Origin of the sequence: Variovorax ureilyticus, from assembly GCF_050632185.1 — a bacterium.
GTDB classification, from domain to species: domain Bacteria; phylum Pseudomonadota; class Gammaproteobacteria; order Burkholderiales; family Burkholderiaceae_C; genus Variovorax; species Variovorax ureilyticus_A.
This window is the reverse complement of record NZ_CP192579.1, coordinates 990,534-1,004,783: the sequence shown is the minus strand read 5'-3', so window position 1 is coordinate 1,004,783 and position 14,250 is coordinate 990,534. Positions and strand designations below refer to the sequence as shown.

Annotated in this window: 12 protein-coding genes and 2 pseudogenes; 13 read left to right on the top strand and 1 reads right to left on the bottom strand. The window is 66.1% G+C overall.

What is annotated here, in order from left to right; all coding sequences use genetic code 11:
* Positions 1-7: 7 nt before the first annotated feature.
* The 12 genes and pseudogenes from rpsA (at position 8) to ACQ858_RS04840 (ending at position 11,657) form a co-directional block, all read left to right on the top strand.
* Positions 8-1,696 carry a 30S ribosomal protein S1 gene (gene rpsA / locus ACQ858_RS04895; protein ID WP_431275672.1) on the top strand — a complete coding sequence of 563 codons (1,689 nt, stop codon included), beginning with the start codon at positions 8-10 and terminating at the stop codon, positions 1,694-1,696.
* 65 nt (positions 1,697-1,761) lie between these two features.
* Positions 1,762-2,079: an integration host factor subunit beta gene (locus ACQ858_RS04890; protein WP_431275671.1), complete on the top strand. Its 318-nt coding sequence runs from the start codon at positions 1,762-1,764 to the stop codon at positions 2,077-2,079.
* A gap of 67 nt (positions 2,080-2,146) precedes the next feature.
* Positions 2,147-2,466: pseudogene (locus ACQ858_RS04885) on the top strand (LapA family protein).
* Positions 2,456-3,640, top strand: a complete 1,185-nt coding sequence (gene lapB / locus ACQ858_RS04880; protein WP_431275670.1) for a lipopolysaccharide assembly protein LapB — start codon at positions 2,456-2,458, stop codon at positions 3,638-3,640. The pseudogene ACQ858_RS04885 and the gene lapB overlap by 11 nt, the downstream one beginning before the upstream one ends.
* A 121-nt stretch (positions 3,641-3,761) precedes the next feature.
* Positions 3,762-4,103, top strand: a complete 342-nt coding sequence (locus tag ACQ858_RS04875) for a ComEA family DNA-binding protein (protein ID WP_431275669.1) — start codon at positions 3,762-3,764, stop codon at positions 4,101-4,103.
* A gap of 124 nt (positions 4,104-4,227) precedes the next feature.
* Positions 4,228-7,134, top strand: coding sequence for a monovalent cation/H+ antiporter subunit A (locus ACQ858_RS04870; RefSeq protein ID WP_431275668.1), 2,907 nt, complete (start codon positions 4,228-4,230; stop codon positions 7,132-7,134).
* A gap of 132 nt (positions 7,135-7,266) precedes the next feature.
* Complete coding sequence (locus tag ACQ858_RS04865) at positions 7,267-7,620, top strand: Na+/H+ antiporter subunit C (protein WP_431275667.1); 354 nt, start codon at positions 7,267-7,269, stop codon at positions 7,618-7,620.
* A gap of 41 nt (positions 7,621-7,661) precedes the next feature.
* Positions 7,662-9,318, top strand: a pseudogene (locus ACQ858_RS04860) (monovalent cation/H+ antiporter subunit D).
* Complete coding sequence (locus ACQ858_RS04855) at positions 9,315-9,812, top strand: Na+/H+ antiporter subunit E (RefSeq protein ID WP_431275666.1); 498 nt, start codon at positions 9,315-9,317, stop codon at positions 9,810-9,812. The pseudogene ACQ858_RS04860 and the gene ACQ858_RS04855 overlap by 4 nt, the downstream one beginning before the upstream one ends.
* On the top strand, positions 9,809-10,087 hold the full coding sequence (locus ACQ858_RS04850; RefSeq protein ID WP_088956140.1) for a K+/H+ antiporter subunit F: 279 nt from the start codon (positions 9,809-9,811) through the stop codon (positions 10,085-10,087). The genes ACQ858_RS04855 and ACQ858_RS04850 overlap by 4 nt, the downstream gene beginning before the upstream one ends.
* Before the next feature lie 169 nt (positions 10,088-10,256).
* Complete coding sequence (gene mnhG, locus ACQ858_RS04845; protein WP_431275665.1) at positions 10,257-10,616, top strand: monovalent cation/H(+) antiporter subunit G; 360 nt, start codon at positions 10,257-10,259, stop codon at positions 10,614-10,616.
* A gap of 486 nt (positions 10,617-11,102) precedes the next feature.
* The gene (locus ACQ858_RS04840; protein WP_431275664.1) at positions 11,103-11,657 is read left to right on the top strand and encodes a DedA family protein; all 555 of its coding nucleotides are present in this window, start codon (positions 11,103-11,105) and stop codon (positions 11,655-11,657) included.
* A 42-nt stretch (positions 11,658-11,699) separates the two neighbouring features.
* On the opposite strand, the gene ACQ858_RS04835 is transcribed toward ACQ858_RS04840, so the two are convergent.
* Positions 11,700-13,031 carry an MFS transporter gene (locus tag ACQ858_RS04835; protein ID WP_431275663.1) on the bottom strand — a complete coding sequence of 444 codons (1,332 nt, stop codon included), beginning with the start codon at positions 13,029-13,031 and terminating at the stop codon, positions 11,700-11,702.
* Positions 13,032-13,185: 154 nt separating this feature from the next.
* On the opposite strand from ACQ858_RS04835, the gene cyoA reads away from it, so the two are divergent.
* The gene (gene cyoA, locus ACQ858_RS04830) at positions 13,186-14,250 is read left to right on the top strand and encodes a ubiquinol oxidase subunit II (protein ID WP_431275662.1); all 1,065 of its coding nucleotides are present in this window, start codon (positions 13,186-13,188) and stop codon (positions 14,248-14,250) included.

Sequence of the window (14,250 nt, the reverse complement as noted above, 5' to 3'; positions counted from 1 at the left end):
ACACACAATGTCTGAATCTTTTGCCGACCTATTCGAAGAATCCCTGAAGCGCTCCGAAATGCGCGCCGGCGAGGTCATCACCGCCGAAGTCGTGCGTGTCGAACACAACCACGTCGTGGTCAACGCAGGCCTCAAGTCCGAAGCCTACGTGCCGATCGAGGAGTTCAAGAACGACAAGGGTGAACTCGAAGTCCAGGCCGGCGATTTCGTCTCCGTCGCCATCGGCAGCGTCGAGAACGGCTACGGCGACACCATCCTCTCGCGCGACACCGCCAAGCGCCTCGCTTCGTGGCTCGCCCTGGAGAAGGCCCTCGAATCCGGCGACTTCGTCACCGGCACGACGAGCGGCAAGGTCAAGGGCGGCCTCACGGTGCTGGTCAACGGCATCCGCGCCTTCCTGCCGGGTTCGCTGATCGACACCCGTCCGATCAAGGACCTGACCCCCTACGAGAACAAGACCCTCGAATTCAAGGTCATCAAGCTCGACCGCAAGCGCAACAACGTGGTGCTCTCGCGCCGCGCCGTGGTCGAAGCCAGCATGGGCGAAGAGCGCGCCAAGTTGATGGAAACGCTCAAGGAAGGCGCGATCGTGCGCGGCGTGGTCAAGAACATCACCGAATACGGTGCGTTCGTCGACCTCGGCGGCATCGACGGTCTGCTGCACATCACCGACATGGCATGGCGCCGTGTCCGCCACCCGAGCGAAGTGGTGCAGGCCGGCCAGGAAATCACCGCCAAGATCCTCAAGTTCGACACCGAGAAGAACCGCGTGTCGCTGGGTCTCAAGCAGATGGGCGACGACCCGTGGATGGGCGTTTCGCGCCGCTATCCGCAAGGCACCCGCCTGTTCGGCAAGGTCACGAACATCGCCGACTACGGCGCGTTCGTCGAACTCGAGCCGGGCATCGAAGGCCTGGTGCACGTGTCCGAGATGGACTGGACCAACAAGAACATCGCTCCGAACAAGATCGTCTCGCTGGGCGACGAAGTCGAAGTCATGGTCCTCGAGATCGACGAAGACAAGCGCCGCATCAGCCTCGGCATGAAGCAGTGCAAGGCCAACCCGTGGCAAGAGTTCGCGCAAAACACCAAGCGCGGCGACCGCGTCAAGGGCCCGATCAAGTCGATCACCGACTTCGGCGTGTTCGTGGGTCTGGCTGCCGGCATCGACGGCCTCGTCCACCTGTCCGACCTGTCGTGGAACGAGCCGGGTGAAACCGCCGTCCGCAACTACAAGAAGGGCCAGGAAGTCGAAGCGATCGTGCTGGCCGTGGATGTGGACCGCGAGCGCATCAGCCTGGGCATCAAGCAACTCGACAGCGATCCGTTCACCACGTTCACCACGGTGAACGACAAGGGCCAGATCGTGACCGGCAAGGTCAAGACCGTCGACCCGCGCGGCGCCGAGATCGACCTCGGTGAAGACATCGTCGGCTACCTGCGCGCCAGCGAAATCTCCCGCGATCGCGTGGAAGATGCCCGCAACGTGCTCAAGGAAGGCGACGAAGTCACGGCCGTGGTGGTCAATGTGGATCGCAAGACCCGCAACATCCAGCTGTCGATCAAGCAGAAGGACATGGCCGACCAGCAGGAAGCCATGGCCAACCTGAGCCAGCAAGCCGCGCGTGAAAACGCCGGCACGACCAGCCTGGGCGCCCTGCTGCGCGCCAAGCTGGACAGCAGCAGCGACAAGTAAGCTGAGTCCGGGGACAGGGCAGGCCTTCGGGCCGCTCTGTCTTTTTCGTCTTCACGTTTTCTGCCATGACCCGATCCGATCTTGTCGAAGAACTCGCCGCACGCTTTGCGCAACTGACGCACCGCGATGCCGAATACGCCGTCAAGACCATCCTCGACGCGATGAGCGATGCGCTCGTGCGCGGACACCGCATCGAGATCCGGGGCTTCGGCAGCTTCACCGTGAACCGGCGCCCTCCCCGCATCGGACGCAACCCGCGTTCGGGCGAAAGCGTGCAGATTCCGGAGAAGCGGGTGCCGCACTTCAAGCCCGGCAAGGCCTTGCGGGAAGCGGTCGACGCGCGCAGCGCCGAACTCGACGCCGAGAAGAAGAGGCGCGCATAACGCGAAGCACGCACCCTGCGGGTCCACCGACATGCAGGCATAGAATTCCCCGCCAACGGGGAAGCGCATGAAATATCTCCTGTGGCTGCTGAAGGCAGCCATTTTTTTACCCTCTTCGCCTTCGCGCTGAACAACCAGCACGATGCGACGGTGTATTTCTTCTTCGGGACCTCCTGGCGTGCCCCGCTGGTGCTGGTGGTGCTGGCCGCGTTCGCGGGAGGCATGGTGGTCGGCGCCCTCGGCATGCTGCCGGGATGGTGGAAGCATCGCAGCGCGGCGGCACAGCAATCGCCCGCCCCCGTGGTTCCTCCAGCCGCACCGCCAGTCACGCCCACCGCCACCGTTTCCGCCGCTGACCTGCCCGCCGTACGCCAACATGGACTTTGACCTCAGCTGGCTGCTCCTTGGCCTCCCTATCGCCTTCGTCCTCGGCTGGCTCGCATCGCGCTTCGACCTTCGGCAGCTCAAGATCGAGAATCGGCAGGCGCCGAAGGCCTACTTTCGCGGCCTGAACTTCCTCCTGAACGAGCAGCAGGATCAGGCCATCGACGCCTTCATCGAAGCCGTGCAGAACGACGCGGACACGCAGGAGCTGCACTTCGCGCTCGGCAACCTGTTCCGGCGCCGCGGCGAATACCAACGTGCGGTCCGCGTGCACGAGCACCTGCTCGGACGCGGTGACCTGAGCCGCGCCGATCGCGACCGCGCGCAGCATGCGCTCGCACAGGACTTCCTGCGCGCGGGGCTGCTCGATCGCGCCGAAGCTGCGCTGCAGAAACTCGAAGGCACGCGCTACGAGAACGAAGCCCGGCTCTCGCTTCTCGCCATCTACGAGCGTTCGCGCGAATGGGCCCAGGCGGAGGACGTGGCACAGAAGCTCGACGAGTCGGAACAGGCCAGCTACGGCGCGCGCCGTGCCCACCATCTCTGCGAACAAGCCGCCGAGCGCGTCGCGGCCGCAGACTTCGACGGCGCGGCGCAACTGCTTCGCCAGGCGGTGGCGCTCGCGCCGAACGCGCCACGCCCCGCGATCGACACGGCGACGCTGCAGCTGCGCAATGGCGATCCGGCGGCGGCCTTCGATACGCTCAAGGCGCTCAGCGAGCGCGCACCGCTTGCGCTGCCGTTGTATGCCGCGATGCTCCAGCAGGCCGCCGTGGCATCGCAGCGTTCCGGCGAGGCACTGGCCCTGCTGCAGAGGCGGTACGTTGCCTCGCCGTCGATCGATGTGCTCGAAGCCATCATCGCGCTCGGTGGTACGCCTGCATTGCCGGATGACGCACGCTCGGCCGACGTACCGGCACCCGAGCCGCGCGACGGCTACATCGCACACCTGGCACGCCAGCCCTCGCTGGTGGCCGCATCGCGATGGCTCGCCGGCGAGCGCTTCGAGCACGAGCAGTTCCATCCGCAGGTGCAGCGTTCCCTGGACCAGGCGACGCGCCCCCTCATGCGCTATCGCTGCGCTGCATGCGGATTCGAGGCGCACCAGTACTTCTGGCACTGCCCCGGTTGCCAGGCGTGGGACAGCTATCCGCCCCGTCGCGTCGAAGAGCTCTGATCGACGGCAGCCCGCACGGGGCTGCCGCCCCTCCCCGCTATCATGTGATCGCCGCGCGCACTCTACGAGCGGTGGAACGCTCCGCGTTCCTCACACAACAATGTCAGGGAGTTAGTCAATCATGTTCAAGAAGATCCTGGCCGCCACGGCCATGCTGTTTGCCGTCGCCTCCTGGGCTGCGGTCGATGCCAACAAGGCCACCGAGGCCGAACTCGACAGCCTGAAGGGCGTCGGACCCGCACTTTCCAAGCGCATCATCGAAGCCCGCAAGCAGGGCGAGTTCAAGGACTGGGCCGACTTCATGCACCGGGTCAAGGGCGTGAAGGACAAGTCCGCCACCAAGCTCTCGGGCGAAGGCCTCACGGTCAACGGGCAAACCTACAGCGCTTCCGCACCGGTCACCAGGAACGATGCGAAGAAGGCCGCGCCGGCAGCAGCGCCGAAGGCTCCGGCAAAGCCCTGAGCTTCGGCGCCGCGCACAACGGATGCGTCCAACGGAAGGCCGCCCTCGGGCGGCCTTTCTGCGTCGGGAGACACCACATGGATTGAAATGGGATTGATAGGGGCGATCGATAGAATCGATCACGATGCCCCTGGTCTTCCTCGTCGCACTTCCGTTCATCGCCAGCGTGCTCGCCGCGCTGCTGCCTTCGGATGCGCGAAACAGAGAATCGACCTTGGCCGGCCTGGTCGCACTGGGCTGTGCGATCCAGGCGGCATGGCTCTTTCCGAAGGTTGCCAGCGGCAACGTGATCCGGCAGCAGATCGACTGGCTGCCCCTCATCGGCCTCGATCTCGTCTTCCGCATGGACGGCTTCGCGTGGCTGTTCTGCATGCTCGTGCTGGGCATCGGCACGCTGGTGGTGCTGTACGCGCGCTACTACATGTCGCCGTCCGATCCGGTGCCGCGATTCTTCTCGTTCCTGCTCGCGTTCATGGGCGCGATGATGGGCGTGGCGCTCTCGGGCAACATCATCCAGATGGTGCTGTTCTGGGAACTCACCAGCCTCTTCTCCTTCCTGCTGATCGGCTACTGGCACCACCGCCGCGACGCGCGCCGCGGCGCGAGCATGGCGCTCGTCGTCACCGGCGCGGGCGGTCTGTGCCTGCTGGCCGGCGTGCTGATCCTCGGGCGCATCGCCGGCAGCTACGACCTCGACGTGGTGCTGGCTTCGGGCAGCGCGATCCGCGCGAACCCGCTCTACCCCGCCGCGCTCGTGCTGGTGCTGCTCGGCGCCTTCACCAAGAGCGCGCAGTTCCCGTTCCACTTCTGGCTGCCGCGCGCGATGGCCGCGCCCACGCCGGTCTCGGCCTACCTGCATTCGGCCACGATGGTGAAGCTCGGCGTGTTTCTCATGGCGCGGCTCTGGCCGGTGCTGTCCGGCACCGACGAATGGTTCTGGCTGGTGAGCGGCGCCGGCGCGATCACGCTGCTGCTCGGCGGCTACGTCGCCATGTTCCAGCGTGACCTGAAGGCGCTCTTGGCGTATTCGACGATCTCGCACCTCGGCCTCATCACCCTGCTGCTGGGCCTCAACAGCCCGCTCGCGGCGGTCGCGGCGGTGTTCCACGTCATGAACCATGCGACCTTCAAGGCGTCGCTCTTCATGGCCGCCGGCATCATCGATCATGAAAGCGGCACGCGCGACATCCGCAAGCTCAGCGGCCTGCTCAAGCTGATGCCGATCAGCGGCACGCTCGCGATCATCGCGAGCGCATCGATGGCCGGCGTGCCGCTGCTCAACGGCTTCCTGTCGAAGGAGATGTTCTTCGCCGAGACGGTGTTCATCGAGGCCACGCCCTGGGTGAGCCGGAGCCTTCCCGTCATCGCGACCATTGCCGGCATCTTCAGCGTCGCCTACTCGGCCCGCTTTGTCTTCGACGTGTTTTTCGGCCCGCCCTGCGCGCCCCCCGACGTGCCCAGGCAGCCGCACGAGCCACCCCACTGGATGCGCGTGCCGGTGGAACTGCTGGTGTTGATCTGCCTGGTGGTCGGCATCGCACCCGCATGGTCGGTCGGCGCGTTTCTCGCGACAGCCGCACGGCCGGTCGTCGGCGGCACCTTGCCCGAATACAGCCTGGCGGTGTGGCACGGATTCAACCTGCCGTTGCTCATGAGTGTCATCGCACTGGTCGGCGGGATGGCGCTCTATCTGATGCAGCGCCGGGGCCGCGAGCGGGGTGCGCTGACGGATGCAACGCCACTGCTGCATCGCTTCGACGGCCAGCGCATCTTCGAGAACCTGCTTGCGCGGCTCAGCGAGACCGGGCGCCGCAGCCGCCGGATGCTCGGCACTCGGCGTCTGCAAGTCCAGTTGCTGCTGCTCGTCGGCGTCGCGATCGCCGGCGCGGCCGCGGCGCTCCACTTCACGCCAGCCGCACGCGGATCGCGCGAACTGCTGCCCTTCTCGCCCATGTTCGCAATGACCTGGTTGATCGGCTGCACCTGCGCGCTCGCCGCTGCATGGCAGGCCAAGTTCCACCGCCTCGCGTCACTGATGCTGGCCTCGGCCGCCGGGCTGGTGAGCTGCATCACCTACATCTGGTTCTCGGCGCCCGACCTCGCGCTCACGCAGCTCGTGGTGGAGGCGGTGACGACGGTGCTGATCCTCCTCGGCCTGCGCTGGCTGCCGATGCGCACCGCGACATCCGAGCCCACGCGGACATGGCTGCGTCAATGGGGACGCCGCAGCCGCGACCCGGCGATCGCCACTGCCGCCGGAGCGGGCCTCGGCTCGATTGCCTGGATGATGATGACGCGGAACTTCCCGCAAAGCATCTCTCCCTTCTTTCTCGACAACGCGCTGACGCGCGGCGGCGGCACCAACGTGGTCAACGTGATGCTCGTCGACTTCCGCGGCTTCGATACCTTCGGCGAGATCACCGTGCTCGGCGTCGTGGCCCTGACGGTCTATGCGCTGCTGCGCCGCTTCCGTCCTGCGCCGGAATCCATGGCGCTGCCCCCGCAGCAGCGCGCGCATCCCGACGACGGCAGCAGCGACCTGCTCAATCCGCGCCGCGCCAAGGACACCGCGGTCGGCTACCTGATGGTGCCGGCGGTGCTCGTGCGGCTGTTGCTGCCGCTGTCGGTGCTGGTGTCGGTCTACTTCTTCATGCGCGGCCACAACCAGCCGGGCGGCGGCTTCGTCGCGGGGCTGGTGATGTCGGTGGCGCTGGTGCTTCAGTACATGGTGTCCGGCACCGAGTGGGTGGAAGAGCATCTGCGCATCTATCCGCGGCGCTGGATCGCGGTCGGCCTGCTGCTCGCGTTGATCACGGGCGACGGCGCGATCCTCTTCGGCTACCCCTTCCTCACCACGCACACGGCGCATCTGCACCTGCCGCTCGTCGGCGAAGTGCATGTGCCGAGCGCGCTGTTCTTCGACACCGGCGTGTTCGCGCTGGTGCTCGGCGCCACCATGCTGATCCTCACCGCGCTGGCGCACCAGTCGATCCGCAGCCACCGCTGGTCCGACGAGCAGGCCGAGAAATGACCACCCCGGTTGCTTGCTCACTTCGTGTAGCCTCCTTCCCCCTCAAGGGGGCAACACCAGCGGACCGGCAAAGCCGGTTCCGCGGTGTTTCGCGGGCAGACTTCCCTTCAATTGCCGCGCCGCACCGCTGACATGGAAATCGTCCTTGCCATCGCCATCGCCATCCTCACCGGCTCGGGCGTGTACCTGCTGCTGCGCCCGCGCACCTTCCAGGTGATCATGGGTCTCACGCTGATCTCGTATGCAGTCAACCTGTTCATCTTCAGCATGGGCCGGCTCAAGGTCGACAGCGATCCCGTGCTGATGCCGGGCTTCACCGCCACGCTCTCCAACACCGCGGACCCGATGCCGCAGGCGCTGGTGCTCACCGCGATCGTGATCGGTTTCGCGATGACCGCCTTGTTCCTCGTGGTCCTGCTCGCCTCGCGCGGACTGACCGGCACCGACCACGTCGACGGCGAAGAGCGCCGGGAGACCCGCCTGTGACCGGCCTCCTCCACCTCCTCGACCGCGTGCTCGAGTTGAGCATGCCGCACCTCATCGCCGCGCCGATCCTCGTGCCGATGCTGACCGCCGCGCTCATGTTGCTGCTGCGCGAGGAACGCCGCCGGACCAAGTCGGCGCTCAGCGTCGCCTCGGGCCTGATCGGCCTCTTGGTCGCGCTCGCGTTGCTGCGCTGGGTCAATGCGCCGGAAACCGGTGGTGGTCCGGGCTCGATAGGCGTCTACCTGCCGGGCAACTGGCAGGCGCCCTTCGGCATCGTGCTGGTCGCCGACCGCCTCTCGACGATGATGGTCGCGCTCACCGGCGTCGTCGCGTTCGCGGCGTCGATCTACTCGACCTCGCGCTGGGACCGCGCGGGCGTGCATTTCCATCCGCTGCTGCAGTTGCAGCTCATGGGCCTCAATGGCGCATTCCTGACCGGTGACCTGTTCAATCTCTTCGTCTTCTTCGAGGTGATGCTGGCCGCCTCGTACGGCCTGCTGCTGCACGGCTCCGGACGCGGGCGCGTGCACGCGGGTCTGCACTACATCGCGATCAACCTCGCGGCGTCGTCGCTCTTCCTCATCGGCGCCGCGCTGCTCTACGGCGTGACCGGCACGCTCAACATGGCCGACCTGGGCATGAAGATCGCGCAGATCGATCCCGCCGACCGCGGCACTGGTGCATGCGGCGGCGGCAATCCTCGCCACGGCCTTCTTCGCCAAGGCCGGCGCATGGCCGCTCAACTTCTGGCTCGTGCCCGCCTACAGTTCCGCCGTCTCGCCGGTCGGCGCCGTGTTCGCGCTCTTGACCAAGCTTGGCATCTACGCCTTGCTGCGGCTCTGGACGCTGATGTTCGCCCCCGACGCCGGCGCTTCGGCGGGATTCGGCCAGGACGTGCTGATCGCGATGGGGCTGGCAACGCTGTTCGTCGGCGCGCTCGGAATCGTCGGCACGCAGCGCCTGTCGAATCTCGCCGGCTTCAGCGTCCTGGTTTCCGCCGGCACGCTGCTGACCGCCGTCGGGTTCGGGCAAACGGCGGTCTGGGCCGGTGCGCTCTACTACCTCCTCAGCTCGACGCTGGCGGTGAGCGCCTTCTTCCTGCTCATCGACATGATCGAACGCTGGCGCAATGCCGGCATGAGCATCGCGCCGCACGAGGCGGCGAACGAGGTGCCCTTCCTTTCCGCGGACCTGCAGCGCATGAACGACGTGAATCTCGACGACAACGCGCAAGCACTCTATGGCCGCGCCATTCCGGCGGGTGTCGCGTTTCTGGGACTCGGCTTCGTCGGCTGCACGATCCTGCTGGCCGGACTGCCGCCGCTCTCCGGATTCCTCGGCAAGTTCGCGATGCTCTCGGGCCTCTTCGATGCCTCGCGGATCACGCCAGCGGCCTGGAGTTTCCTGGTACTCGTGCTGGTGTCCGGCTTCTTCACGCTCATCGCGTTCAGCCGCACGGGCATCCGGCATTTCTGGACGCAGGAGCACGCCAACCTGCCCTCGCTGCCCGCCCTCGAGGTGATTCCGGTCGGAGTGCTGCTGGCCGCCTGCCTCGTGCTGGCGCTCGGCGCCGGACCGGCCCTGCAGCATGCCACCGCCACGGCCGAGGGACTGCGCACGCCGACGGCCTATCGCAACGCGGTGCTCCATGCGCGCGAAGTGCCCAGCCCTGCGCCGACACCGGGAGCCGCGAAATGATCAAGCGCTGGCTCCCCTTCCCGCCGCTGTCGCTGGGCCTCTTCGTCGTGTGGCTGCTGCTCAACCAGTCGCTCGACGTCGGGACGCTGCTGCTGGCCGCAATCCTCGCCATCGCGGTGCCGCTCCTGACCCAATCGCTTCGGCCGCGGGAAACGGTACGCGTCCGCCGGCCCGGCACGGCACTGAAACTCGCGTTCGTGGTCATGCATGACATGGCCCGGTCCGCCCTCACCGTGGCGCGTCTCCTGCTGACCCGCCACAACGACGAGATGCACCCGTGCTTCGTGCGCGTTCCGCTGGAGCTGCGTGATCCCAACGCGCTCGCGGTGCTGGCGATGATCGTCTGCCTCACACCCGGCACGGCCTGGGGAGAAATCTCGTTCGACCGTTCGAGCCTGCTGATCCACCTGTTCGACGAGCGCGATACCGAGGCCTTCATCCTGCTCGTGAAATCGCGCTACGAGCGCCCGCTGATGGAGATATTCGAACCATGACGCCAGTCCTTTTCTGGGCGCTCAAACTGGCGCTGTTTCTCCTCGCCGTGGCGATGCTCTGCGCGGTCACGCGCCTGCTCATCGGCCCGACCGCGCAGGACCGCGTGATGGCGCTCGACTGCCTCTACATCAACGGCATGCTGATGATGCTCATCCTCGGCATCAACTACACCAGCAGCGTCTACTTCGAGGCCGCGATGCTGATCGCGCTGTTCGGCTTCCTCGGCTCGACGGCGCTCGCGAAGTTCCTGCTGCGCGGCGAAGTGATTGAATGATGGCTCACCCCCAGCCTCGCCCACTTCGTGTGGCTCTGCACCCCCTCTCCGCGGGCAACCCCGGCGGCCCGGCGAAGCCGGTTCCGCGGGATTCCCCGAACGGGCCTCGCTTCGCTGGCCTGCTTATTTCATGCGTCATGGAGCTCCCACGCAGCGGTGGAGAACTGAAATGAACGATCTCGTCGGCAGTCCGCTGCCCCTTTGGGCCGAAATCCTGACCGCGGGCTTCGCGGTGCTGGGCGCGGCCTTCGCGGCCATCGGCTCGTTCGGCCTCGTTCGGCTGCCCACCTTCTTCCGCCGCATCCATCCGCCAACGCTGGGCGCCACGCTGGGCGTCTGGAGCATCACGCTCGCGACCGTCATCTACTTCTCGGTGCAAGGCGGCAGCCTGTTCCTGCACGCCATCCTGATCACGCTGTTCGTGGCGCTCTCCGCACCGGTCACGACCATCTTCCTCATGCGCGCCGCGCTTTTCCGAGAGCGGCTCAAGGGCGGAAACGTGACGAACCCCGATGCCCGTCAGCCCTGAAAACTTGGCCCCGCGCATGCAAAGGCGGATCATCCCATCGCAATGTCTCCTGGAGTTCGTGCCATGAAGGCTCTCGTTCTGACCGCGGCGCTCGCCGTCATCCAACTGGTCGCGCCGAATGCGCAGGCGCAAGTTTTCGGCGTCGACGACGGGGCGCGGCGCGCGCCGAACGCAGCCGGCAGGGGAAAGCCGCCGCACGCAGCCCGCAGGTCGGCGAGGGCAATCCGGTCCCCGATGCCAGACCCAGAGCCTCCACCGACGAGCGCGCCGCGGCACGCAGCCAACGCGCGAAGGTCGGAGCCCAGGCGGCCCGCGGTCCTCAGATGGGCGAAGGCGATCCGATCCCGCGCCCGGCACCGGCTGCGAGCAAGTAGCTCACCCTCCACGCGCCGGCGCGCGCGTCCGCGGCGCCAGGCAGACGAATGGCCGTGACGAAAGTTCACGGAAATGGGCCGGGCGACCGCGCTTGCCTGCATGATCGCCACCATGCATCTGTCTGAATTCCTGCAGAACTACGGCTATCTCGCCGTCTTCCTCGGCGGTCTGTTCGAGGGCGAAACCATCCTCATGCTGGGGGCGTTCGCGGTGCACCAGGGCTATCTGTCGCTCGGGCCGCTGATCGCCTGCGGCGCGGCGGCCGCTTTCTTTACGGACCAGTTCTACTTCCACCTGGGGCGTCGCAAGGGCGCCGAGTGGCTCGCGAAGCGCCCGAAACTGCATTCGTACGTCGAACGAATCAGCGGATTCGTCACGCGGCATCCTATCGCGACGATCTTCGTGATGCGATTCGCCTGGGGGCTTCGGATCGCGATGCCGGTCACGCTCGGCATGGGCCGAATGGCAGCGCTGCCATACGCCGGGTTCTGCGCGATTGCAGCGGTCGTCTGGGCCACCGTGGTCAGTCTTTTCGGGGTGAAGATCACCGCGTGGATTCATGCCGCGGTCGGCCATCTGCGACCCTACGAACACAGGCTGATCATCACGGCATTCATCGTCGCCGTGGTGCTTGCACTACTCAGGCAGTGGCGCACCCGGCGCTGAAGGCCGGGCGGGGAGCGGGCCGCAGTCGCGGCACCGCGTGGATCAGTCGTTGTCGCTGCGCTCGATGATCGCGCGGTTGATGTACAGCGCGATGAGCGTGCAGAGCGCGCCGGAGAGCAGATAGACGCTGACGTACCCCAGGCCGAAGCTCGAAGACAGGCCGAGCGCGACGAGCGGGGCGAAGGCGGCGCCGATCAGCCAGGCCAGATCGGAGGTCAGCGCGGCACCGGTATAGCGATACTTCTTCTCGAAGTTCGCAGTCACCGCACCCGCGGCCTGACCGTAGGACAGACCCAGGATCAGGAAGCCCACCAGGATGAACACGTCCTGGCCGAGCTTGCCGCCATCGAGCAGCGTCGGCGCGAAGCCGCTGAAGACCGCGATCAGCACCGCAAGGCTGCCCAGCGTGTTGCGGCGGCCCATGCGGTCGGCGATCAGGCCCGAGGCGACCGTGCCGATCGCGCCGAGCACCGCACCGACCATCTGGACCACGAGGAATTCGCTGATCGACTGGGTCGAGAACAGTGAGATCCACGAAAGCGGGAACACGGTGATCAGGTGGAACAGCGCGTAGCTGGCCAGCGCGGCGAACGCGCCGATGACGATGTTGTAGCCCTGCGACCGGGTCATCTCCAGCACGTTGGTCGGCTGGAGTTCGCGCGATTCCAGCGCGCGGTCGTATTCGTTCGTGGAAACCAGGCGCAGGCGCGCGAACAGGGCCACGACGTTGATCGCAAACGCAACGTAAAAGGTGTAACGCCATCCCCAATCGAGGAAATCCTCCATCGAAAGGCTCGAATACAGAAACGCAAAGAGCGCGCTGGCCATGAAGAAGCCCAGCGGTGCGCCGAGCTGGCCCAGCATCGCGTACCAGCCGCGGCGGTTCGGCGGTGCGTTGAGCGCCAGCAGCGACGGGAGACCGTCCCACGAGCCGCCGAGCGCCAGGCCCTGGCCGACGCGGAGGATCGACAGCAGCACGATCGCTGCCGCGCCCATGGACGCATAACCCGGCAGGAAGGCAATGCCGGCGGTCGAGATGCCCAGCAGGAACAGCGCCATCGTCAGCTTGGCCTCGCGCCCGAAGCGGCGCTGGACCGACATCGAAATCAGCGTGCCGAACGGCCGCGCGATGAAGGCGAAGGAGAAGATCGTGAAGGCGAATAGCACCCCGTCGAGGCGGTTCTCGAACGGGAAGAACACCGCCGGGAACACCAGGACCGAGGCGATCCCGTAGACGAAGAAGTCGAAGTACTCCGATGCACGGCCAATGACCACGCCGACGGCGATCTCGGAAGGCGTGATGTGCGAGTGGTCGTCCCCGTGGAGGGTCTCGCTGATATCGGTATGGACGGGTGTGGGGCTGATGCCGGACATCATCATTTCTGCAAAGGTTCGTATGTCATCCTAGGACCCCGCAAGGTTCTCACCGAATCGGGATTGCCGCCATAGGACAAAACGTCCAATATCCGGCACCTGCCAAAAGAAGTAGATTCTGGCCTCTTTGCCCAGTAAAAGCTCAATCTTCGGCATGCCTCCCCTCTCCAAACTCCGCGGACTGCTGTTGCTGCCACTCGCCCTGCTGGCGGGCTGCAACATGGTGGTATTGAACCCCTCCGGCGACATCGCCCGCCAGCAAGGCCAGTTGGTCGTCATTTCCACGGTGCTCATGCTCCTCATCATCGTGCCGGTGATCGGGCTGACCATCTTCTTCGCCTGGAAATACCGGCAGTCCAACAAGGACGCGAAGTACACGCCCGAGTGGGACCACTCCACCGAGCTCGAACTGGCGATCTGGGCCGCGCCGCTGATGATCATCATCGCGCTGGGCGCCATCACCTGGATCAGCACCCACACGCTCGATCCCTACCGTCCCCTGCGGCGTATCGAGGCGAACCGCCCGGTTCCCGACAACGTGAAGCCACTGACCGTCGAAGTCGTCGCACTCGACTGGAAGTGGCTTTTCATTTACCCCGAGCAGCGCATCGCGACCGTCAACGAGCTGGCGGCGCCGGTGGACCGGCCGATCGAATTCAAGATCACGTCCTCCTCGGTGATGAACGCCTTCTACGTTCCCGCGCTGGCCGGCATGATCTACGCCATGCCGGGCATGGAAACCAAGCTCAATGCGGTCATCAACCAGCCCGGCGAATTCGACGGCTTTTCCGCCAACTACAGCGGCGCCGGCTTCTCGGGCATGCGCTTCAAGTTCCACGGCGTGACCAACGAAGGCTTCGACCAGTGGGTCCAGAAGGCCCGCGCCGAAAGCACCGAGCTCAGCCGCGAGGTCTACCAGAAGCTCGAGCGCCCCAGCGAACGCGAGCCCGTGCGTCGCTTCGGCGCCGTGGCCCCCGACCTGTACGACGCGATCCTCAACCGCTGCGTCGACCGCAACAAGATGTGCATGAAGCAGATGATGGCGATCGACGCGAACGGCGGCATCGGTGGCGCACCGGGTGCGTACAACGTCGCCCGGAAGCCCTGGCAGCCTGATGAGAAGAATTCCCCGATCCGCAGCTACGTGACGGCCATGTGCACCGTCGAGGACCCTGCCGGCATCTCGACCCCGCGTACCAACCTCCGCATCGAAGAGTAA

Coding starts and splice junctions, on each gene's coding strand:
- rpsA (WP_431275672.1), top strand. CDS start 8: ATGTCTGAATCTTTTGCCGACCTATTCGAAGAATCCCTGAAGCGCTCC.
- ACQ858_RS04890 (WP_431275671.1), top strand. CDS start 1,762: ATGACCCGATCCGATCTTGTCGAAGAACTCGCCGCACGCTTTGCGCAA.
- lapB (WP_431275670.1), top strand. CDS start 2,456: ATGGACTTTGACCTCAGCTGGCTGCTCCTTGGCCTCCCTATCGCCTTC.
- ACQ858_RS04875 (WP_431275669.1), top strand. CDS start 3,762: ATGTTCAAGAAGATCCTGGCCGCCACGGCCATGCTGTTTGCCGTCGCC.
- ACQ858_RS04870 (WP_431275668.1), top strand. CDS start 4,228: ATGCCCCTGGTCTTCCTCGTCGCACTTCCGTTCATCGCCAGCGTGCTC.
- ACQ858_RS04865 (WP_431275667.1), top strand. CDS start 7,267: ATGGAAATCGTCCTTGCCATCGCCATCGCCATCCTCACCGGCTCGGGC.
- ACQ858_RS04855 (WP_431275666.1), top strand. CDS start 9,315: ATGATCAAGCGCTGGCTCCCCTTCCCGCCGCTGTCGCTGGGCCTCTTC.
- ACQ858_RS04850 (WP_088956140.1), top strand. CDS start 9,809: ATGACGCCAGTCCTTTTCTGGGCGCTCAAACTGGCGCTGTTTCTCCTC.
- mnhG (WP_431275665.1), top strand. CDS start 10,257: ATGAACGATCTCGTCGGCAGTCCGCTGCCCCTTTGGGCCGAAATCCTG.
- ACQ858_RS04840 (WP_431275664.1), top strand. CDS start 11,103: ATGCATCTGTCTGAATTCCTGCAGAACTACGGCTATCTCGCCGTCTTC.
- ACQ858_RS04835 (WP_431275663.1), bottom strand. CDS start 13,031: ATGTCCGGCATCAGCCCCACACCCGTCCATACCGATATCAGCGAGACC.
- cyoA (WP_431275662.1), top strand. CDS start 13,186: ATGCCTCCCCTCTCCAAACTCCGCGGACTGCTGTTGCTGCCACTCGCC.